This window comes from Paenibacillus sp. ACRRY (assembly GCF_022346995.1).
Lineage (GTDB): Bacteria > Bacillota > Bacilli > Paenibacillales > Paenibacillaceae > Paenibacillus.
Window position 1 is genome coordinate 334,216 of sequence record NZ_JAKRNM010000001.1, and the last position, 18,382, is coordinate 352,597.

General features: G+C 45.2%; 13 protein-coding genes. 9 read left to right on the forward strand and 4 right to left on the reverse strand.

Features of this window, described 5'->3' with window-relative positions; translation table 11 throughout:
• Positions 1-69 precede the first annotated feature (69 nt).
• Positions 70-1,212 (reverse strand): family 8 glycosyl hydrolase, encoded by a 1,143-nt coding sequence (locus MH144_RS01495; protein WP_239296973.1) that lies wholly within the window; start codon positions 1,210-1,212, stop codon positions 70-72.
• A 283-nt stretch (positions 1,213-1,495) separates the two neighbouring features.
• Here MH144_RS01495 and MH144_RS01500 point away from each other — a divergent pair, with 283 nt between their 5' ends.
• The 4 genes from MH144_RS01500 to MH144_RS01515 all read left to right on the forward strand — a co-directional run bounded on the left by MH144_RS01500 (position 1,496) and on the right by MH144_RS01515 (position 5,301).
• Entirely contained in the window at positions 1,496-2,788 is a 1,293-nt protein-coding gene (locus MH144_RS01500) for an SGNH/GDSL hydrolase family protein (RefSeq protein ID WP_239296975.1), read from the forward strand.
• 60 nt (positions 2,789-2,848) lie between these two features.
• The gene (locus tag MH144_RS01505) at positions 2,849-3,616 is read left to right on the forward strand and encodes an alpha/beta hydrolase (protein WP_239296977.1); all 768 of its coding nucleotides are present in this window, start codon (positions 2,849-2,851) and stop codon (positions 3,614-3,616) included.
• An 86-nt stretch (positions 3,617-3,702) separates the two neighbouring features.
• Positions 3,703-4,338 (forward strand): glycoside hydrolase family 11 protein, encoded by a 636-nt coding sequence (locus MH144_RS01510; protein WP_239296979.1) that lies wholly within the window; start codon positions 3,703-3,705, stop codon positions 4,336-4,338.
• A 123-nt stretch (positions 4,339-4,461) separates the two neighbouring features.
• Positions 4,462-5,301 (forward strand): formylglycine-generating enzyme family protein, encoded by an 840-nt coding sequence (locus MH144_RS01515; RefSeq protein ID WP_239296981.1) that lies wholly within the window; start codon positions 4,462-4,464, stop codon positions 5,299-5,301.
• A 50-nt stretch (positions 5,302-5,351) separates the two neighbouring features.
• Here MH144_RS01515 and MH144_RS01520 read toward each other — a convergent pair whose 3' ends face one another.
• Positions 5,352-6,239 (reverse strand): LysR family transcriptional regulator, encoded by an 888-nt coding sequence (locus MH144_RS01520; RefSeq protein ID WP_239296983.1) that lies wholly within the window; start codon positions 6,237-6,239, stop codon positions 5,352-5,354.
• Between the two features lie 132 nt (positions 6,240-6,371).
• On the opposite strand from MH144_RS01520, the gene MH144_RS01525 reads away from it, so the two are divergent.
• The 3 genes from MH144_RS01525 to MH144_RS01535 all read left to right on the forward strand — a co-directional run bounded on the left by MH144_RS01525 (position 6,372) and on the right by MH144_RS01535 (position 14,477).
• On the forward strand, positions 6,372-7,118 hold the full coding sequence (locus MH144_RS01525; RefSeq protein ID WP_239296985.1) for an acetoacetate decarboxylase: 747 nt from the start codon (positions 6,372-6,374) through the stop codon (positions 7,116-7,118).
• A gap of 14 nt (positions 7,119-7,132) precedes the next feature.
• Positions 7,133-8,164, forward strand: coding sequence for a ketopantoate reductase family protein (locus tag MH144_RS01530; protein ID WP_239296987.1), 1,032 nt, complete (start codon positions 7,133-7,135; stop codon positions 8,162-8,164).
• 226 nt (positions 8,165-8,390) lie between these two features.
• Positions 8,391-14,477, forward strand: coding sequence for an S-layer homology domain-containing protein (locus tag MH144_RS01535; protein ID WP_239296997.1), 6,087 nt, complete (start codon positions 8,391-8,393; stop codon positions 14,475-14,477).
• A 97-nt stretch (positions 14,478-14,574) separates the two neighbouring features.
• Here the strand turns inward: MH144_RS01535 and MH144_RS01540 are convergent, their stop codons facing one another.
• Both MH144_RS01540 and MH144_RS01545 read right to left on the reverse strand, forming a co-directional pair.
• Positions 14,575-15,099 carry a GNAT family N-acetyltransferase gene (locus MH144_RS01540; RefSeq protein WP_239296999.1) on the reverse strand — a complete coding sequence of 175 codons (525 nt, stop codon included), beginning with the start codon at positions 15,097-15,099 and terminating at the stop codon, positions 14,575-14,577.
• A gap of 68 nt (positions 15,100-15,167) precedes the next feature.
• Positions 15,168-15,596, reverse strand: coding sequence for a MarR family winged helix-turn-helix transcriptional regulator (locus tag MH144_RS01545; protein WP_239297010.1), 429 nt, complete (start codon positions 15,594-15,596; stop codon positions 15,168-15,170).
• 233 nt (positions 15,597-15,829) lie between these two features.
• On the opposite strand from MH144_RS01545, the gene MH144_RS01550 reads away from it, so the two are divergent.
• Together MH144_RS01550 and MH144_RS01555 are read left to right on the forward strand one after the other, a co-directional pair.
• The gene (locus MH144_RS01550; RefSeq protein WP_239299213.1) at positions 15,830-17,875 is read left to right on the forward strand and encodes a serine hydrolase domain-containing protein; all 2,046 of its coding nucleotides are present in this window, start codon (positions 15,830-15,832) and stop codon (positions 17,873-17,875) included.
• 234 nt (positions 17,876-18,109) lie between these two features.
• Entirely contained in the window at positions 18,110-18,298 is a 189-nt protein-coding gene (locus MH144_RS01555; RefSeq protein ID WP_239297019.1) for a hypothetical protein, read from the forward strand.
• Positions 18,299-18,382: the final 84 nt, after the last annotated feature.

Below are 18,382 nucleotides of genomic sequence, written 5' to 3' on the forward strand. Positions count from 1 at the left end.
AACTCTGGTCAGCGTGATGCGATATAGTATCCATGATTTCCGTTTGTACGATGACTCATTGTAGAGTGATTAATATATTCGATATCTGCCGCTTAAAGCCAGCAAGCTGAAAAAATACAGACAGTTATCATAATATCGGCGCTCACCCTGACGCAGGGGGGTGTTCCAAAAGAGGCGTACGAAATGTTCCGTATGTGGACCATCTGCAGCCAGTGAGGCCATCGCGTTGGTAGCGAGCAGACCGATCGGATGCAAGGAAGGTTCATCGAACGGTTCACCTTCAATGGTATATCTGCGATAGTCGGCAACATTAATGCTGCTGAAGAAGGACTGAATTCGATTGGATTGTTCCACCTGCCAGGGATCCTTGCCGAACCATTCCCAGTCCAGAGCAATATTCGCGGCAACCCGGTAAGCATCGCTGTAAAAGTGTCTAAAATCACCATGCGGCTGAACAGGAGCGGGTGATCCGTCATAGTTCGCATATTCAGGCGAAAGCCCGGTTACGGGATGACAGGCTGTATGCAGATAAGCTCGACTTGCCGCCGCTGCTTCTCTCCAGAAGGCTTGATCGTCTTCATCCGCATATAATGCAAACAACTCATAGAAATGGGGGAGATGGTAAGAAGGATCGCTGAATGGTGATTCCGGTACAAATTTGATCAGCTTGGTTTCCGGGTCCCACATCGGATCTCCCTCGCCATTTTCACCTTGATGAATGCATGCGCGGAGGATTCTTCTGGCTTGTTCCTTATAGTTAAAAGGGGCATCTCCATCACCCCAGCGGTTAGAAGCAAAGAACAGAGCCATCGCGAAAAACTCCTCACCATCAGGTGCAGGACCTTGAGATAAGCGGGTTCCATCGGGTTTGCAGTGCCAGGCAAAATAATCCTTGTATCGACCTTCAGCATGCTGCATGAACGTATGTGAGAAATTCCAGAGCCGATCGAATTCTTCTTTTTTGTCCATCTGAACAGCCATCATCATGCCATAAGACATACCTTCGGAGCGAACATCGTTATTACCGGTGTCGAGTAAATAGCCTTTGTCCTCACCCATCGGGTAATAGATTCGCGTATTCTCTTCTCCATAAAACAGCTCGTTCCATGACTCCTCCAGCCGTGCGTTTATTTCCTGTTCCTCATAACCAAATTTGTGAAAGAGATTGTTATATGTATGTGTATCATAGGCGCCTTGACCGGTGATATTCATGGGTTTTCCTCCTTTTATTCCAAACGTTAGACCCATTATATCACGGTAAATGTGTATAAATTAAAGCGTTTACATTGGAAATCTTAGTTCTTTCCTTCTTTGAATTTTCATGACCAAATTGAAATGATATGATTGCTGCAAGTCCTATACTTCATCGGGTATCTGCTAAATTATGTAAGTGTTACACTCGTGAAGAAGGACCCACCAAGCATAAAGTTTTACCCGTTTGGATTCCTTCAAATGACGATGAAACTTTATGATCGAAGAAAGGATGGTGGTAAACATGGTTCGCGATGCAGGAGATACACAAGAGGCAGATATACACCAAGGGATAACTGCACCGCGCGATCCCGTTGGAGTGAAGGAGACGAATAACGAGGCAACGTTCGATTACTGCTCCCCTGAATATCACAAAATGATTAGCCAATCTCTTTTGAACAAAGGTCACAATGTAAGATTAAAACGGGCGATTCAGAAGGCTCGCCTGGGTGAACCTGTTGTTATGGCTTATATCGGTGGTTCGATCACCCACGGCGCTGGCGCAATTCCTATTCATCTCCGTAGTTACGCCTATCGATCGTATGAGCGGTTCAAAGCGATGTTTGCTCCATCAGACAGTCGTTCCATTCAGCTGGTTAAAGCCGGAGTAGGCGGAACGCCTTCTGAACTGGGAATGATACGCTATGATCGTGATGTGCTTGGAGATGGCCAAATTCAACCGGATATCGTCGTTATTGAGTTTGCAGTTAATGATGCGGACGATGAAACCCGGGGGAACTGTTACGAAAGTTTAATATTGAAAGCGCTTGCTTCAGATAACAAGCCTGCAGTCATCCTTTTGTTCAGTGTCTTTGAGAACGATTGGAATCTACAGGATCGCTTAGCTCCGGTGGGCTGGCATTACAATCTGCCCATGGTGAGCATGAAGGATGCTCTTGTCGAGCAATTCCACAAGACCGAGCACGAAGGTAACGTCGTAACCAAAGAGCAATATTTTCATGACATATATCATCCGACCAACCTGGGACACCAGATCATGGCCGATGCACTGGGTCACCTGTTTGATGCAGTGGATCATGCCGAACTGGACCAGGACGATCATAATCTGAGAAGGCCGCCTGTGATTGGGGATGATTTCGTCCACGTGAAACTGCTTGATCGAAAAAACGGCAATCAGCTTGCCAAAATCAACCCGGGGTGCTTCGCGCAGACGGATACCGACCTGCAGATGGCCGAGATGGATGATCACGATTATGCTACGCCGCTCTTCCCGCACAATTGGATGTATACCCGCGGTGATAGGGCCGAAGCGCAAAAGTTCAAGCTGCAAATGCGTTGCAGGTGTCTTCTATTAATTTTCAAAGACTCCGGAAGCGACGAGTTCGGAACAGCCCTTATCAAAGTGGATGGTGTTCTCACCAAACAAGCCAATCCGCATGAATTAAATTGGACACGCTGTCATGCCATGCTCCTGATTCAAGATAAGCACGTCAGAGAGCATACGATCGAGATCGAAATGGCAGAAGGGCATGAGGATAAACGCTTCACGATTCTTGGTTTTGGCTATGTCAGTTAACAAAACAAAGGCCGGAGATTAATCCAATTGCTAAATGCACCTATGAAGGGAGTACTGTACATGATATCTTCAGCACCGGCTGGATTTGACCAATATCGCAATGATATACCTCGCGGAGCAATAGAGACGATAGAGTATGATTCCACTACGGTAGGGAATACCCGGAAAGCACTGGTGTACACACCTCCAGGATTTTCTTCCGAAAACACATACCCTGTTCTTTACCTGCTTCACGGGATCGGTGGAGATGAGATGGAATGGCAGCAGCATGGTAGCCCGCAGATTATCTTGGACAATCTTTACAACGATAACCTGCTGGAGCCCATGATTGTTGTTTTGCCCAACGGTCGCGCCATGCCCAATGATCGAGCCGAGGGAGATCTATTTGAACCGGAGAAAATAAAAGCCTTTGAACGATTCGAAACCGACTTGCTTCATGATCTTATTCCTTATATTGAATCCAATTATCCCGCAAGTACAACCAGGGGTAATAGAGCAATCGCCGGCTTATCCATGGGCGGAGGCCAGTCCCTAAACATAGGACTGGGCAATCTCAACCATTTTGCTTGGGTTGGTGCCTTCTCTCCCGCTCCAAACACCAAAGCGCCAGAGCTGCTCCTTCCTAATCCGCAGGAAGCAATCTCGCTTTTGTCGCTTCTTTGGATCTCCTGTGGCGATCAGGATAATCTTATCCAAATTAGCGTTGACGTACATCAATATTTGGAGCAGCAGGGCGTACCGCACATCTGGTATGAAGAGAGCGGAGGTCATGACTGGCCAGTGTGGAAAAATGATCTGTATCTGTTTTCCAAACGTCTTTTTAAATAAATACCAATTCAACTCCAACTCCAGTGTCTACCCAAAAAAGTACCGAATTATTCAAAACCTAATCCAAATATCAGGAGGTTTTTACCATGTTTAAATTCGGAAAAAAATGGTTAACTGTTGTCCTTGCCGCTTCCATGAGCTTCGGAGTATTTGCCGCTACATCCAGCGCAGCAACAGATTATTGGCAGAACTGGACAGATGGAGGGGGTACGGTTAATGCCGTGAACGGTTCGGGAGGAAACTACAGTGTAAACTGGCAGAACACGGGGAACTTTGTTGTTGGTAAAGGGTGGACTTACGGTACACCTAATCGTGTAGTGAATTACAATGCGGGTGTATTCTCTCCATCCGGCAACGGATATTTGACGTTTTACGGGTGGACACGGAATGCACTTATTGAATACTACGTGGTGGACAACTGGGGAACATATCGTCCAACCGGAACATACAAAGGCACAGTGAACAGTGATGGCGGCACATATGACATCTATACTACGATGAGATACAATGCGCCTTCCATTGATGGCACGCAGACCTTCCCTCAATATTGGAGTGTGAGACAAACCAAGCGTCCCATTGGTGTGAACTCTACGATTACGTTCACCAATCACGTGAATGCATGGGCAAGCAAAGGTATGTACCTGGGCAACAGCTGGTCATATCAGGTTATGGCAACCGAAGGATATCAAAGCAGCGGAAGCTCCAACGTGACCGTTTGGTAACGCCTAGCTTCTGGTCATCATCCCCAGGGAATGGTTCAATCGTAATTTCCTGAACAGGAGATCTAGCAAGACAGGTCCAAGGCCTGTCTTGCTTTCAATCCAGAAACCAGAAGGAGACATAGAATGAAAAAGTGGATGCTATTTCTTTTGATTATAGCTGTTGCTTGCCTAAGCGCCTGTTCATCAACGAATGCTGGTATAGGGGATCATTTTGTTTATGTGGAGGGTGGAACCTTTAAGAGCAGCAAGTCGACGTTTAGCGGTAAAGACGTAACCGTTTCTGATTTTTATATTGGGAAATACGAAGTTACGCAGAAGGAATGGATGGAGATCATGGGCGATAATCCATCCGGTTTCAAGGGAGAAGACCTGCCCGTTGAAATGGTGAGCTGGTACGATGCCGTGGAATACTGCAATCAGCGCAGCATCAAGGAAAACCTGAAACCCTACTATACCATCGACAAGAATACGACAGATTCAAGTAACAAGAACGAAAACGACAATCTGAAATGGACGATCACTGTAAATGAGGGAGCAGACGGATATCGCTTGCCCACTGAAGCAGAGTGGGAGTATGCCGCAAGCGGAGGCCAAAAAAGCATGGATTATGTCTATAGTGGAAGCAGCAATCCTGATGAAGTAGCCTGGTACTGGATCAATGCAGGGGACAAGATATTGACTGGCGACTGGAGCTGGCCTGCGATTGAGAGCAACCGAAATCAAACCCAAAAAGTGGGCACCATGAAGGCCAATGAACTGGGCGTCCATGATATGTCAGGCAATGTGAGAGAATGGTGCTGGGACTGGTACAGCCATCCCGAGAGCCCGGAGAATACCTGGCGTGTGGTCAAGGGGGGCGGCTGGATTGGCGGGGTTAACAACAATGAGATTTCCTTTCCGGGGAAATTTGATGCCAATGGATTTGGCCCCGATCAGGGGTTTCGAGTGGTACGTGGAAAATAAGAGGTCCCTTCCTAACAGAAGGGCCTTTTTATTATGACTATTTTCTGTTTTTAATCCACCATGAAGAGGTCCGCATTCTTTTCATAATACATAGAAATAAAATCGCGAAAATGTTGAACCGAAGGAGACAATGATTTCTGTTTGGTCCAGGATAAACTAATCGGGTAGATCGCTGAATCATCGGCAATTTTTATATAGTGTAACCCCAGCTTTCTGCATACGGAAACAGGTAACAAAGCGACTCCCTGATCAAGCTTGATGATTTCAAGCAGTGTGTGTGAATCCACTTCAAAGGCCTGATTGGGTACGAAGCCTGCTTTCCCGCAGAGCATGGTAGTAAAGTTGCTGTACTCCACATTATCGGCAAGAGAGATGAAAGGCTCGTTCGCCACAAGATGTAATGAAATGTTTGTTTTTTCCGCGTACGGATGATTGGAAGGCACAACAAGAACGATATCCTCATTAACCAGAACACAACTCTCAATCTCCTCATCCTGGATCGGGTGACCTGTTATTCCTACATCGATGTCCCCTTTGTGTAAGCTTGTAATGATTTCGCTCTTTGTTCCAATACCTTGATGAATCTGGATTTGCGGGTTGCTGTTAATATATTCGCCAATCAGCCCTGTAAGGAATCTAGGGTTCGTAATCGAAATTCGGATGATATTAGAAATGTGATGTTCTTCCGATTGAATCTCCATTTGAGCATTTTCAATTTCGGTAAAAATTCGGTTAACATGCTTCAACAAAATTTTCCCGGATGAATTCAATTGAATGTTTCTCCCTTTTCGATCAAACAAGGTTGTACCAAGCTCATCCTCCAGTCTTTTGATCGTCAGGCTTAAGGAGGGCTGAGCAATATTCAGTTGTTGAGCTGCTTTGGAGATATGTTCGGTATAGGCAACGGTCTGAAAGTATTTGAGCTGTAGCAATTCCATTTATTTCGCACTCCTTATTTATTTCCATAAATATATATAGTATTTATTATGTATTATATTAAATTTAATTATTAATGTAGAATTTTATTTGTGAGAGAGATAAAAACATAACATAAAAGGTAGGTGTCCTTCATGAAAATCGATGTGAATAACATAGCCAAAAATCTGAATACACCCCTAACGGCACCGGCTTATCCCATGCCACCCTATAAATTTGTGAATCGGGAATACTTAAACATTATTTATCGAACGGATGAAAAAGCATTACGGGCGGCAGTGCCAGAACCACTGGAAATTGATGAGCCACTCGTTAAATTTGAAGTGATGTGGATGCCTGATGTCTCCGGATTAGGTGCTTATACAGAAGCTGGACAGGTCATCCCCGTGCGATTCAATGGTGAGGATGGCGACTATGTGCATTCCATGTACGTGGATAACTTTCCTGCGATTGCAAGTGGCAGAGAGCTTACGGCGTATCCCAAAAAGTTAGGTGCACCCAAACTATACATTGATTCAGATACACTTGTGGGTACGCTTGATTACGGAACGCTTCGTGTTGCAACCGCAACGATGGGATATAAGCATGCTGCAATGGATAAGGAAATCGCCAAACGCGAAATATGTCGGCCTAACTTTATGATGAAGATTGCTACGGATTACAGTGGGAATTTAAGAATTTGTGATCTGATACGAACTCAAATTACGGATATCGAAGTGAAGGAAGCATGGACGGGACCAGCACGACTTCAGCTGTTTGAACATGCACTCGCACCCCTTGCCGACTTGCCAGTATTGGAAGTTGTTTCAGCTTCACATATCCTGACAGACCTGACTTTGAACGCAGCTCAGCCTGTATATAACTATCTAGAGCAGAAATAAGGAGGAAATTAACTATGAGAATTGCAATATTAGGAGTAGGTTCTTTAGGAACCATCGTAGGAGCATACCTGGCGGATGGTGGCATGGATGTTGAGTTAATTGATGCGTATCAGGAGCATGTCGATGCCTTGAACCAGACGGGAGCTAAAGTGGTCGGTACAACGGAGTTTCATGCAAAAGTTAAAGCCATTACTCCTGACCAAAAATCTGGAACATATGATCTTGTGCTGCTATTGACCAAACAATTATCCAACGGTACCATCCTCCGGGAGTTGCTTCCGTTCTTACATGATGAGAGTATCGTGTGTTCCTTGCAAAACGGTATTCCGGAAGAAAACGTTGCTTCCATTGTGGGTGCAGCGCGCGTGATTGCCGGATCTGTTGAATTTGGCGCCACGTTCATGGAACCGGGTGTATCAAGCCTTACAACGGAGTACACACAATTCAAGAAGTATGCTTTTCAGATTGGCGAATTAAATGGAGAAACGTCCGATCGCATTCAGCGTGTAAAATCGATTTTGGACCTGGTTGGTGGAACACACATTTCCGACAACTTAGTGGGAACCAAATGGTCCAAGCTACTGATCAATAATGCATTCAGTGGTCTGTCGGCGGCATTGAACGGAGAATACGGAGACATTCTGGATGACGAAGTCGGTATTGTGAGTGCTGCTCATATCGCGGACGAAACGATTAAGGTTGGACATGCTAATGGAATTGAATTTGTCAAAATGAACGGATTTGATATCGCCTCCCTTGAACTCAAGAGTGAACAAGATATTCCTGAACGGATTAAAACGTTGAAATATGTGATGGAACCTTCCCGGTTGCTCAAAGCAAGCATGCTTCAAGATCTGGAGAAAAAACGCAAAACCGAGATTGATTACATTAATGGAGTCGTTTCAAGCAAGGCGGAAGGTACAGGAATCGCGACCCCTTATAACGACTTGGTTGTTAAGCTGGTCCAATCTGCTGAAGCGACGCAAACGGTTCCTGACTTTCAGACGAATATAAAAGCATTTGAAGATTTGGTAAACGGACAATAATATGGTTGAATTCCTTAACCCGGTAACTGAATAGATAATTCCATGAAAAGTCGCTATTTTGCGGCTTTTTTTGTTTGATCTACACAACTCTAGTAACCGAGAGAGAGGTAACGTTAACTCTCCATTTACTTAGGGAGCGCACTCTTCTAACAAATACCTTTTATGCTAAACAATGTTTGTCTAATTGGAGCAAGCAAAAATGGAATAAAAGGAGATGCGGGTTAAATTGAACAGAAGAAGGATTCTTCAGCGAAGTGTTGCAATCGCTTTATTTAGCAGTATGATCTTGACAACCGGGATGCCTTTCACATCCCTGCCAGCAGTTCATGCAGAGACGCTGCCGCAAGAAGACAGCAGGGAACAGACACAGGTCATTCAAGCTGTAAACGTTCAGGCAAGCCACACCCCAGCGGATTGGATTTACGAAATGCAGAACTATACTGTTACCACAACGGTATATGGCACCGACCAGCAGTGGACTGGACGCATCTCTTATTCGGTAGATGACCAAATGTATGCTCCGGTTGCACTTGTACCCGTTGAGCAAAGTCCAGGTACCTACGCGGGAGACCTTCCTGGTGAGACGTTAGTCGGCAGCGAGTTAAACTATGTCATTGACCTTATGGATGAAGAAGGAAATATCATTCAATCGACAGGGTACTCAACGGCAATTAGACCATCTGTGTCTCTTATGCAGCAGCCCATAGGGCCAGATCTGTTGATTACGGAGATGGTACCTGATACGACCAATTTGCCCAACCTCAGTACGGATGCGTATGAGTTTGTTGAAGTGTATAACAACACGGATCATGAGATTAATTTTAAAGACTATACTTTCTTCTACAATAATAAGGATACATGGAAGACAGAAGGAGATACGGACGTCCTGATCCCTGCTCACAGTCCAATGGTTTTCTGGATTTTGAACGGTAGCAATAACGATCTTACGGCTGAGCAATTCAATCAAAATTACGGGACATCACTGATTGAGGGGGAGCACTTATTCCGAATTCAGGGCGGAGGCGGTATGGCGAACGGGAGCGCCAGATCTCTTGTGATTAAAAATCAAGCCAATGAAAGTATCGTTTCAGCAGCTTATGATCCGGCTCAGGTTAAAGCGAATATGGGAATATTCTTCAAGCATCCGGCTGCAGGAAGCATGCAGATGAGCGTCATGAACAATTCCGGAAAACTCCTTGCCACGCCAGGAGTAATCGATCCGTCACAAGCCATTCCGCCTGTTGTGGAAGAGGGAACACAAACCGAAATTGTGCATACGGCTCCAACGGAAGCATTGGCAATTCAGGATTATGAGGTGAAGACTCAGATCAAGAATCTGGGTACAAATGCAGATGGGAGCAAGCCAGCGGTTAAGCTACTGTACAAAACGCCTTCCCAGCAAAGATACACTGTCACAGTAATGACTAATCTAAACGAAACGGACGATTATACAGCAACGATTCCAGCATCTGCACTTCATGAACCTCAGCTGCAGTATCGGATACTAGCAGGTAATCAGGACAAGCCTTATTTGGCACAGGTTCAATTGGATGCATTTGATCCGGCCAAAGCACCAACGCTGCTTATTACTGAGCTTGTTCCGAATACAGCAAATGTACCGGGTACCTCTACGGATGCATATGAGTATATCGAGGTATATAACAATACGGACCAACCGGTGAATTTTAAAAATTACAGTCTGTACTACCGTTATCCTGATAAAGGACCAAGCGCTGACGTGGAATGGGGAGCAGCTAATCCCGATTTTGTTATTCCTGCGCAGCAAGCGGTTGTATTTTGGATCAAAAATAGCGTCAACACTGCTTATTCCGAGGAGGATTTCAACCAATTTTATAAAACTAACCTAACCCCCAATGTTACGCTGCACTCAATCCAGAGTGATGGTATGGCGAATTCAGGCCGCAGAGCGCTCGTGATCAAAACGAACACGGGTAAGGAAATCTCCTCTGCCTATTACGATGCCGATCAATCTTATGAAGACGGTACCAAAGGGGATGAAACGAAGGAAGATAAAGCGATCACTTACACCTATCCTCGAAACAGCAGCACGATGATGATCAAGTCAAGTTCTGGAGTGGAAACACCTTCGCCAGCCAGTATTTTGCAGGGACAAGTTCCTTCCGTACCTGTTCATATCGAGCTGGATGCCGTACCGCCAACGGTTCAGGACATGACAAGCATGACCGAAGTTGATCAATCCAATGGATTGGAACTCATCGTCGATGCCAAGGATGACCGAGAGGTGACTTCGGTTGAAGTATTTGTCCGTTCAGATAAACAGGATGAATTTACGGCGCACCGTTTAACGGAAGATTACGACGACATGATGTACCACTATAACATGTCAGCCGCCGACCTCATCGGACGCAAAACCATTGAATATTATTTCGTCGCTTCGGACGGCATTAACGAAACCAGAACGGAAACGGCCAGCATTTCCGTAACCGGAGGAGTAAGCAATGAACCGCTTCGCCTCAATGTCAAAGATCAGGATATCCTTCATGGGATCCACACGATTAAAGGAACTTCGCAAATCGGGGGAGCGGATGCCCGACTTCGTATTGACGGACAAGCTCTGCCCGAAGGTGAGCTTTTCGCCGCCCTTGAGCATGATGCGTACTTCGTATTCGAAGCAGTTAACGTCGATTATTGTTTCAAAAATGCAGTGACGATGGGACCGCCGGAACTGGGGGATGAATCGATTCTCTATACGTTCATGAACCCCATTACGAGCTATACGACGTTGTCTTTTCCTATTGATTCCGAACGTTTGCTTCAGGGCGATAATGTGATCTACATCCGGGCTGGTTCCAAAACCTCGCCGTTTGATCAACGTCCGGAAGAGAACAAAGATGACTTTGAAGTCAGAAATGTACGTTTGCTCTTGGCTGATGGGACTGAAATATGGGATCCTGCCTACGCTGAAAAAGAAAAACAGATTAAAATGGGGGATTCTGCCGGGAAAAGCGAATCGATCGGCTTTCATTTTGAGCTGAATCCGGAACATCTTACGGCTAAAGCCTATGCATGGGACACAACTCACCTCCCCGATGGTGCTCATGAAGTAGCCGTAACGGATGGGACAGAGCAGGTAACGGCCAAAGTGATGGTGGACAATACAGCACCGGACATTAAGCCGACCGTTGAAGATGCTAAGACATATCGCGGAGATTTCGTTATTGATGCCGAAATCCAGGATGCAATCGCCGGCGTGGACAAGGTTAGTGTGAAGCTGGATGACAGTGTGATTACTCTTCCGTTAAGAACCTCGTCGGGAGAGATGCAAGGCGGGAAGCATGTCCTGCATATTCAGGCAACCGATAAGGTGGGCAATGTAGCAGAAAAAACGGTGAATTTTGAAGTGCCCGATGAGAACCCCCTTTCGCCGGAATTAGTGGCTCCTAAGCAAAATCAAACGAATGTTGGCTCAAATGCCAACCTGACGGTTAAAGTTCAAGATCCAAGCAACGATGTCATGGATGTGACGTTCTACAAAGGTTATAAGTACGATGCAAGTCGCCCAGAAGGTTTCACCGGCTACTTGAATACTTCCGTAACCGAGCCACCTAGAGAAATGGTTCCTTCCGGGGAAAAAGCCATGAATGCAGAGGATTACAAAAAAATTGCTGCGATCGACGGGACATATCTGGTCAATGATTCAGTAGAGCAGTTCCCTTACCAACGCTTTGAAGTGAAGCTTGATCCATCCGTGAAAAGTACGGATCGTGTTGAAATTGATTGGCAGGGCAAGTCACTTGAAGGAAGGAAAGTAAGTTTGTATGCCTGGAGCATCAGTGAGCAAAAATGGATTCAGCTGGATCAGGTTATTGCGGGTACAGAGGATTTTGAATTAAAGGCTGTGGTACAGGCGGGTGATTATGAAAACGAACATGTCATCCAGATTATGGTGCAGGACGAACTAGTGGAAACAGCAGCTGCTACAGGCAATAAACCTACGCCGGAATCACAGGACCCGTACGATTTTTCATTTGTTTGGATGTCGGACACGCAGTATTATTCACAGAGCTATCCACTAATCTATCAAAACATCGTCAACTGGATCGCCGGACAAAAAGAAAATATGAACATCAAATACGTTATTCATACCGGGGATGTTGTCGATAAGGCAGATCAGGAATACCAGTGGATTGAAGCAGACAAAAACATGAAAGTGCTTGAGGATGCTTCAATACCTTATGGAGTGTTGGCAGGAAATCACGACGTAGGACACCAGGATAACGATTACGCGAAGTTCCAGCAGTATTTTGGAGCGAACCGGTTCATAAATAATCAGGTATTTGCCGGGTCATACGAGAATAACAGAGGACATTATGATTTGGTTTCTGCGAACGGTAATGATTTTGTCATTGTGTACATGGGATGGGGACTTGGTGAACAAGAAATTCAATGGATGAACGACATTGTCTCCAAGTATCCGGAACGCAAAGCGATTCTCTGTTTGCATGAGTATCTGCTCGTATCCAATAACCGTTCACCGATTGCAGACCAGATTTTTGAGAAGGTTGTAAAACCGAACAAAAATGTGATTGCTGCTCTTTCCGGGCACTATCACGATGCCGAACTGAAGGTGGATCAGCTGGATGACAACGGAGATGGTATTCCTGACCGTAACGTCTATCAAATGCTGGCGGATTATCAAGGTGCTCCAGAAGGAGGACTTGGTTATATCCGGCTGATGCAGTTTGACATGACAAACAATAAGCTTCATATCAAAACGTATTCACCTTATCTTGACGATTATAATTACTACGATCCGGAGACCGAACAAGGCAAGGATGAATTTAGCCTGGATCTTGGTCTGGCACCAACAATGAAGCGAGTAGCCACCGATTATATCGGGGTGAACGTTTATACGGATCAAAAAATAGGCTACAAGGCTAACGTTGAGAGTGGACGAGAAGCCTCAGTGGAATGGAAGGGACTTTCAAACGAAAGTCACTATCAGTGGTATGCCAAAGCGGAAGATCAATATAGTGGCAGTGTTTTATCCGATATTTGGGGTTTCCATACAGGGACTTCTTCTCCGGGGGAACAGACTCCGGGAAATGGAGGGGGTTCAGGTAACAGTAATCCGGGAGCTTCTGCAGGAAATGATAGTGTGACGAAGCCACCAGCACAGAGCAGCAATGGTCAAATCACGCTCAATCCATCCTCGGATGGCACTTATCGTGCTGAGACACAAGCGCTGGAGCAAGCCGCGAATACAGCGAGTGGAGGGGAAATAGTCATTACACTTGCTGGCAAACAAGAGCAGGACGGGGAGTTTGATGTATACCTACCTGCCAGTGCGGTGAAAAAGGTGAAAGCAGACGGACTCACCGTAGTGATCTCTTCACCTGTATTAAAAGTCACGCTTCCGGCTGGTTCCCTGCCGCAAGAATGGGGAGAGACAGACCAGCTGCTGCTGCGTTTCAGTACTTTATATAATGATAGTGCGAAGCAAATATTGGATGACAGTCTATTGGGAACTCCACATTACTCCCGCACGGAGTTTGTACAATCGCTTCGTATGTTCTTCATCCAGGGAGAGAACGAGACGGAGGTTACGAATTTCGGGAGTCCGGTCGAGATTGATCGAATGTTGACGGCTGAACAGCAGAAACAGATTCGATCGGAATATGCAGGCGTATATCTGCTTGGGCAAGGCATGGAATATCAAGGTGGTCGCTTCGTAACTGGAACGGTGACGTTTGAGGCGGAGCAACCAGGGTTATACGCAATCTTGGAATATCACAAACAATTCAAGGATATGAAGGACTCCTGGGCTGAACGTTACGTCCATATGTTGGCTGCAAAACATCTGATTCAGGGGATGGACAATGAGAACTACGGTCCTGCCCTGCAGGTAAGCCGAGGCGACTTCATTACCCTGATCATGCGTGCGGCGGGGGTGAATTTTTCTGAGAAAACTGAGGTTTATGCCGATGTACCAGCCAATGCATATTATGCATCAGCCGTCGCTCAGGCGACCGAACTTGGTATTGTACAAGGAAACGGTAATCTCTTCAGGCCGAAGGATTCGATCAGTCGCGAGGAGGCAGCCGTGATGTTGATGAAAGCTCAGCAAGTATTATTTATGGATAAGCAGGAATCTACGGTAAACACAGTATTCTCTGACCAAAGCCAGGTATCTGCTTGGGCTCAAGATGCTGTAGAACATGTCAATGCTCTTGGACTGATGACAGGCAAAGCAAACCTTCGCTTTGATCCGAAAGGTAAAGTCACACGGGCAGAGATGGCTAAAATAGTATATATGCTGATTCATGATTAAACATCTTTTAATGTAACTCGCACTTGTAATTTCACAGAGGAAGTCGCCTATAAGGCGGCTTCTTTTGTTTTATCGGAACAAGTATTATCCTCAGTCTCTAGTCGGCGAGCTTTAAAATAAACCGCGAAATTGGCAAGCCATATAATTGATTGTGTGAATTTCTAAAAATGTGCAGCCAATCCGCCTTGGGAAGCATTATGTTCGACATCACTCTCAACGGATAGCCCGCATGAATGAATTTGATATCCGGATCCAATTGAAGACCATTTCGTTCATAAAATGTGATGCGCCGGCTTCTAGTCACTTTCTCCTCTTGATTGTTGTCTTGCACTTTATCCGGATCTTCAACTTCCAATATTAGATTTCCGAATTGCAGTTTTAACTGGTCCATGAAGACGCTGCCGTAACCTCCTGAACGATACGGTGGCAGAATGGCCAGAAACTTGATAAGCGTTAACCCTAGATTAGAAATATCCTTAACGATGGCATAACCGATCTCCTTTTCTCCATCCTTCAGATATAATCCGTGAAATTGCCCTTTTTTTAGTGCCCTGGAAAACATGAAGTAAAGAGGTCCTGTAATGTAGGAGAAATCATGCTTAAGATATCTTCTTAAGTTCATAAGGTTTTCTTGATCGAGTGGTATTTTCTGAAGCGTTATATGTTCTCTTGATTTACAAAGGTTCCTCATCATAGTTCCCTCCCATAATTCTTCTTAATGATCTCCATCATTCTAATAAAGCCTGCGATTTCCTTATCATCAAAGTTCTCCTCAATTTCCTGAATAGCAGACTGTAGAGATTTATCGTAAGCTGTATACTCTTCTGTAAAATGGGGACTGACCTTTAAGTGGTATACTCTTTTATCTTCTTGGCTTGGTGTTTTGATCACGAGACCTTTGGCAATTAATTCGTTAACTTTGATGGTAACTGCAGAACGGGCAACATGAAGCGTTTCAGCCAAAAAACTTGGAGTACAGTTCTCGTTATGCTGGATGACCTCCAAGTACAGTAGGCTATTGTAAGTCAAATTGTTATACAGCTTATCCTTGTTCATGGATCGAAGATTTTCTAAGACTAATTCATAGTAAAGTTCGTTGATAGAACGAAACAAATCCACAAATAACACACCTCTGATCGTTAAGTTAATATAATTATAATCACTTAACTATATGATAACAAGTTTATCGTTCATCTTCCGTTCATAATCACGTCATATTCAATTCATTTTTATAGAATAAACTTGCAGGTGATCCAATTTGCAGCAGTGATCTTATCTAAACCAGACAGGAGATGATGTGATTGGCACTGAAAAAAACAGCCTCTATAGCCGCCATTACCTTGGCGATCACCATGCTGGCCCCCATGTCCGCGACGGCAGCACCAGTCTCAGGTAGCGGGAAGGATCTAACGTACGATGCGACCAAGGCCACCGTTATGGAAAAAGCTAAAATATTGACTGGGGAGTATGGCGTGACCAGCGTGCAATATGCGCTCATGGATGCAGGTGAGATCGCAATTTCCGGACAGGAAGGCAAAAATGATCTTAACGATAAGGTGCCTCTTACGGCAAACACAATCTATGGCATTGGTTCGACCAGCAAAATGATGGTTACAGCCTCCGTGATGAAGCTGGTCGACGAAGGCAAGATTGATCTGGATCAGCCTTTGGTGAACTATATCCCTGATTTTAAAATGGAGGACGAGCGTTATAAACAGATCACACCGCGCATGCTTCTGAATCATTCCTCCGGACTCCTTGGAACTTCCGGTCATAATGCCACCTTGTACGGAGATAACGATACGCAGGCGCATGATACCTTTTTGGACCAATTAGCGACTCAAAATCTGAAGGCAGACCCCGGAGCATACTCGGTGTATTCCAACGATAGTTTTACGTTAGCCGAGATTCTGGTTGAGAAAGTCAGCGGCACGACTTTTACCGGTTATATTCATCAACATTTCACTGAACCGCTCGGAATGGAGCATACCAAAACACCGCAGGACAACGTGGACCCAGCCCAAATGGCCGCAGTTTATTCTCAACGAGTGGAGGGGCAGCTTCCGCAAGAAAATTACAATATCATTGCTTCGGGAGGCATTTACTCCACTGCCGAAGATTTGGTTAAGTTCTCGCAGATTTTTACCGGACAAGTTGACATTCTTTCGCCTGAATCGGTCGAAGCCATGGAGCAAGAAGAATACAAAAGAGGCATATGGCCCAATGAGGCGGATTCCTCCATTGCTTATGGGCTCGGCTGGGATAGTGTAAACCTGTTTCCTTTCAATGAGTATGGTATCCAGGCAGTAACCAAAGGAGGGGACACGTTATCGTACCATTCCTCGCTCGTTGTGCTTCCGGAATACAACATGGCTGCAGCAGTGACCTCTTCTGGCGGTTCAAGCTCAACGGATCAATTGATTGCAAGAGAGCTGCTGCTCGGTGCACTTGAAGAGAAAGAGATCATTACAGAGCGCAAGCCGGAGAAGTCGTATGGGACTCCTGTAAAAGCAAGCATGCCTGAGGAAATCATGCAGTTTGCAGGAAACTATGGTGCCAGGGACAGGGCTATATTGAAGTTGGATGTGAAGAAAGAAGGTCAATTAACCCTTTCAACCGTTACGTCGCCGAACAGTCAGGAACAATCGTATGTGTATACCGCTGATGGTTCGTTTGTAAATGAAGCAGGGACGGAAAAGCTAGCATTCATTGAGGAGGAAAATGGAAACACCTACTTATGGTCCCGTTCGTATTTGTCCGCAAAAGGCCTGGGACAACTGGCTACCTCTGAATACAAGGCAGTTAAGCTGGAAACACCCGAAGTGCCCGCAGAAGTGTCAGCCGCATGGCAAGCACGTGAAGGGAAAAAATATGTGTTAATGAACGAGAAGTACACATCCATGCTGTATATGAATGCATTGCCAATAGTCTCCCTACAAATGTTCGATGAGGCACCAGGCCGTGTGTATACCAATCGGCTCATAGATGCCAAACTGGCTATTGGGGAGCTTCAGATTCCGGGTATGGCTGGCAGGGACTTAATGGATTTCGAAGTGTCAGAAGAGGGCGGCGTGGAGTACATTTCCGCAGGAGGCAGCATCTATGCCAGTGAAGACATCGTGAAACCAATCTATTCGGGAAATCGATCGAAAACAACGATTCAGGCAAGTGGCTATGCGACATGGTATTCAGTTCCGAATTCAGTGTCAGGAAAACGCATGACGGTCAAACTGCCATCAAATGGCGCTTTTGCTGTGTATGATCAGGATGGCCGCTGTATTAATCACTCTGTGGTCAGCGGTAACAATGAAGTTATTCTTCCGGAGAATGGGAGAGTTGTATTTGCAGGAGAGACAGATGCACAATTCGAGATTACATTAACAAGCCAGGAAGATTGAATCGTGGGGAGCTTAAGCTAGACAAGGAGTCGCGGGATACGCGGCTTCTTGTTTTTTTACTCTGTACCCTTTCGGATTAGGGTTAAAAACGCAGTGTTATTGTCATTTATGGTATGTGTTAATATTGTCCTGATTTGGTTAATACGGTATATTGAGAGTGGTTCATTTCCTATAATACAGGAGGTTCCATTCATAAGGATGAGCAAAGTAAATGACTAGGAGGAATCAGTCTACATGGGAGCAACTGAAAAGAGATGTCAAGATTGTGGAGGAAATTCATTTGTACAAGCTGCGGATTTTATAAATCTCCGTCCAGTGGATAAGAAACTGGCGATTGGGTCTGAAAAGATTTATACCGTTTGTCTGGACTGCGGGGAAGTGGTATCGATCAAAGTGAAGAACCCGGAAAAGTTAAAACAATAACATTAGTTGCATTTTTCTTCTTATAACCACTCATTCACTAAGGTAACTTATGAATAAAACAGAAAAGCCCTTCTCCTTTTCCTG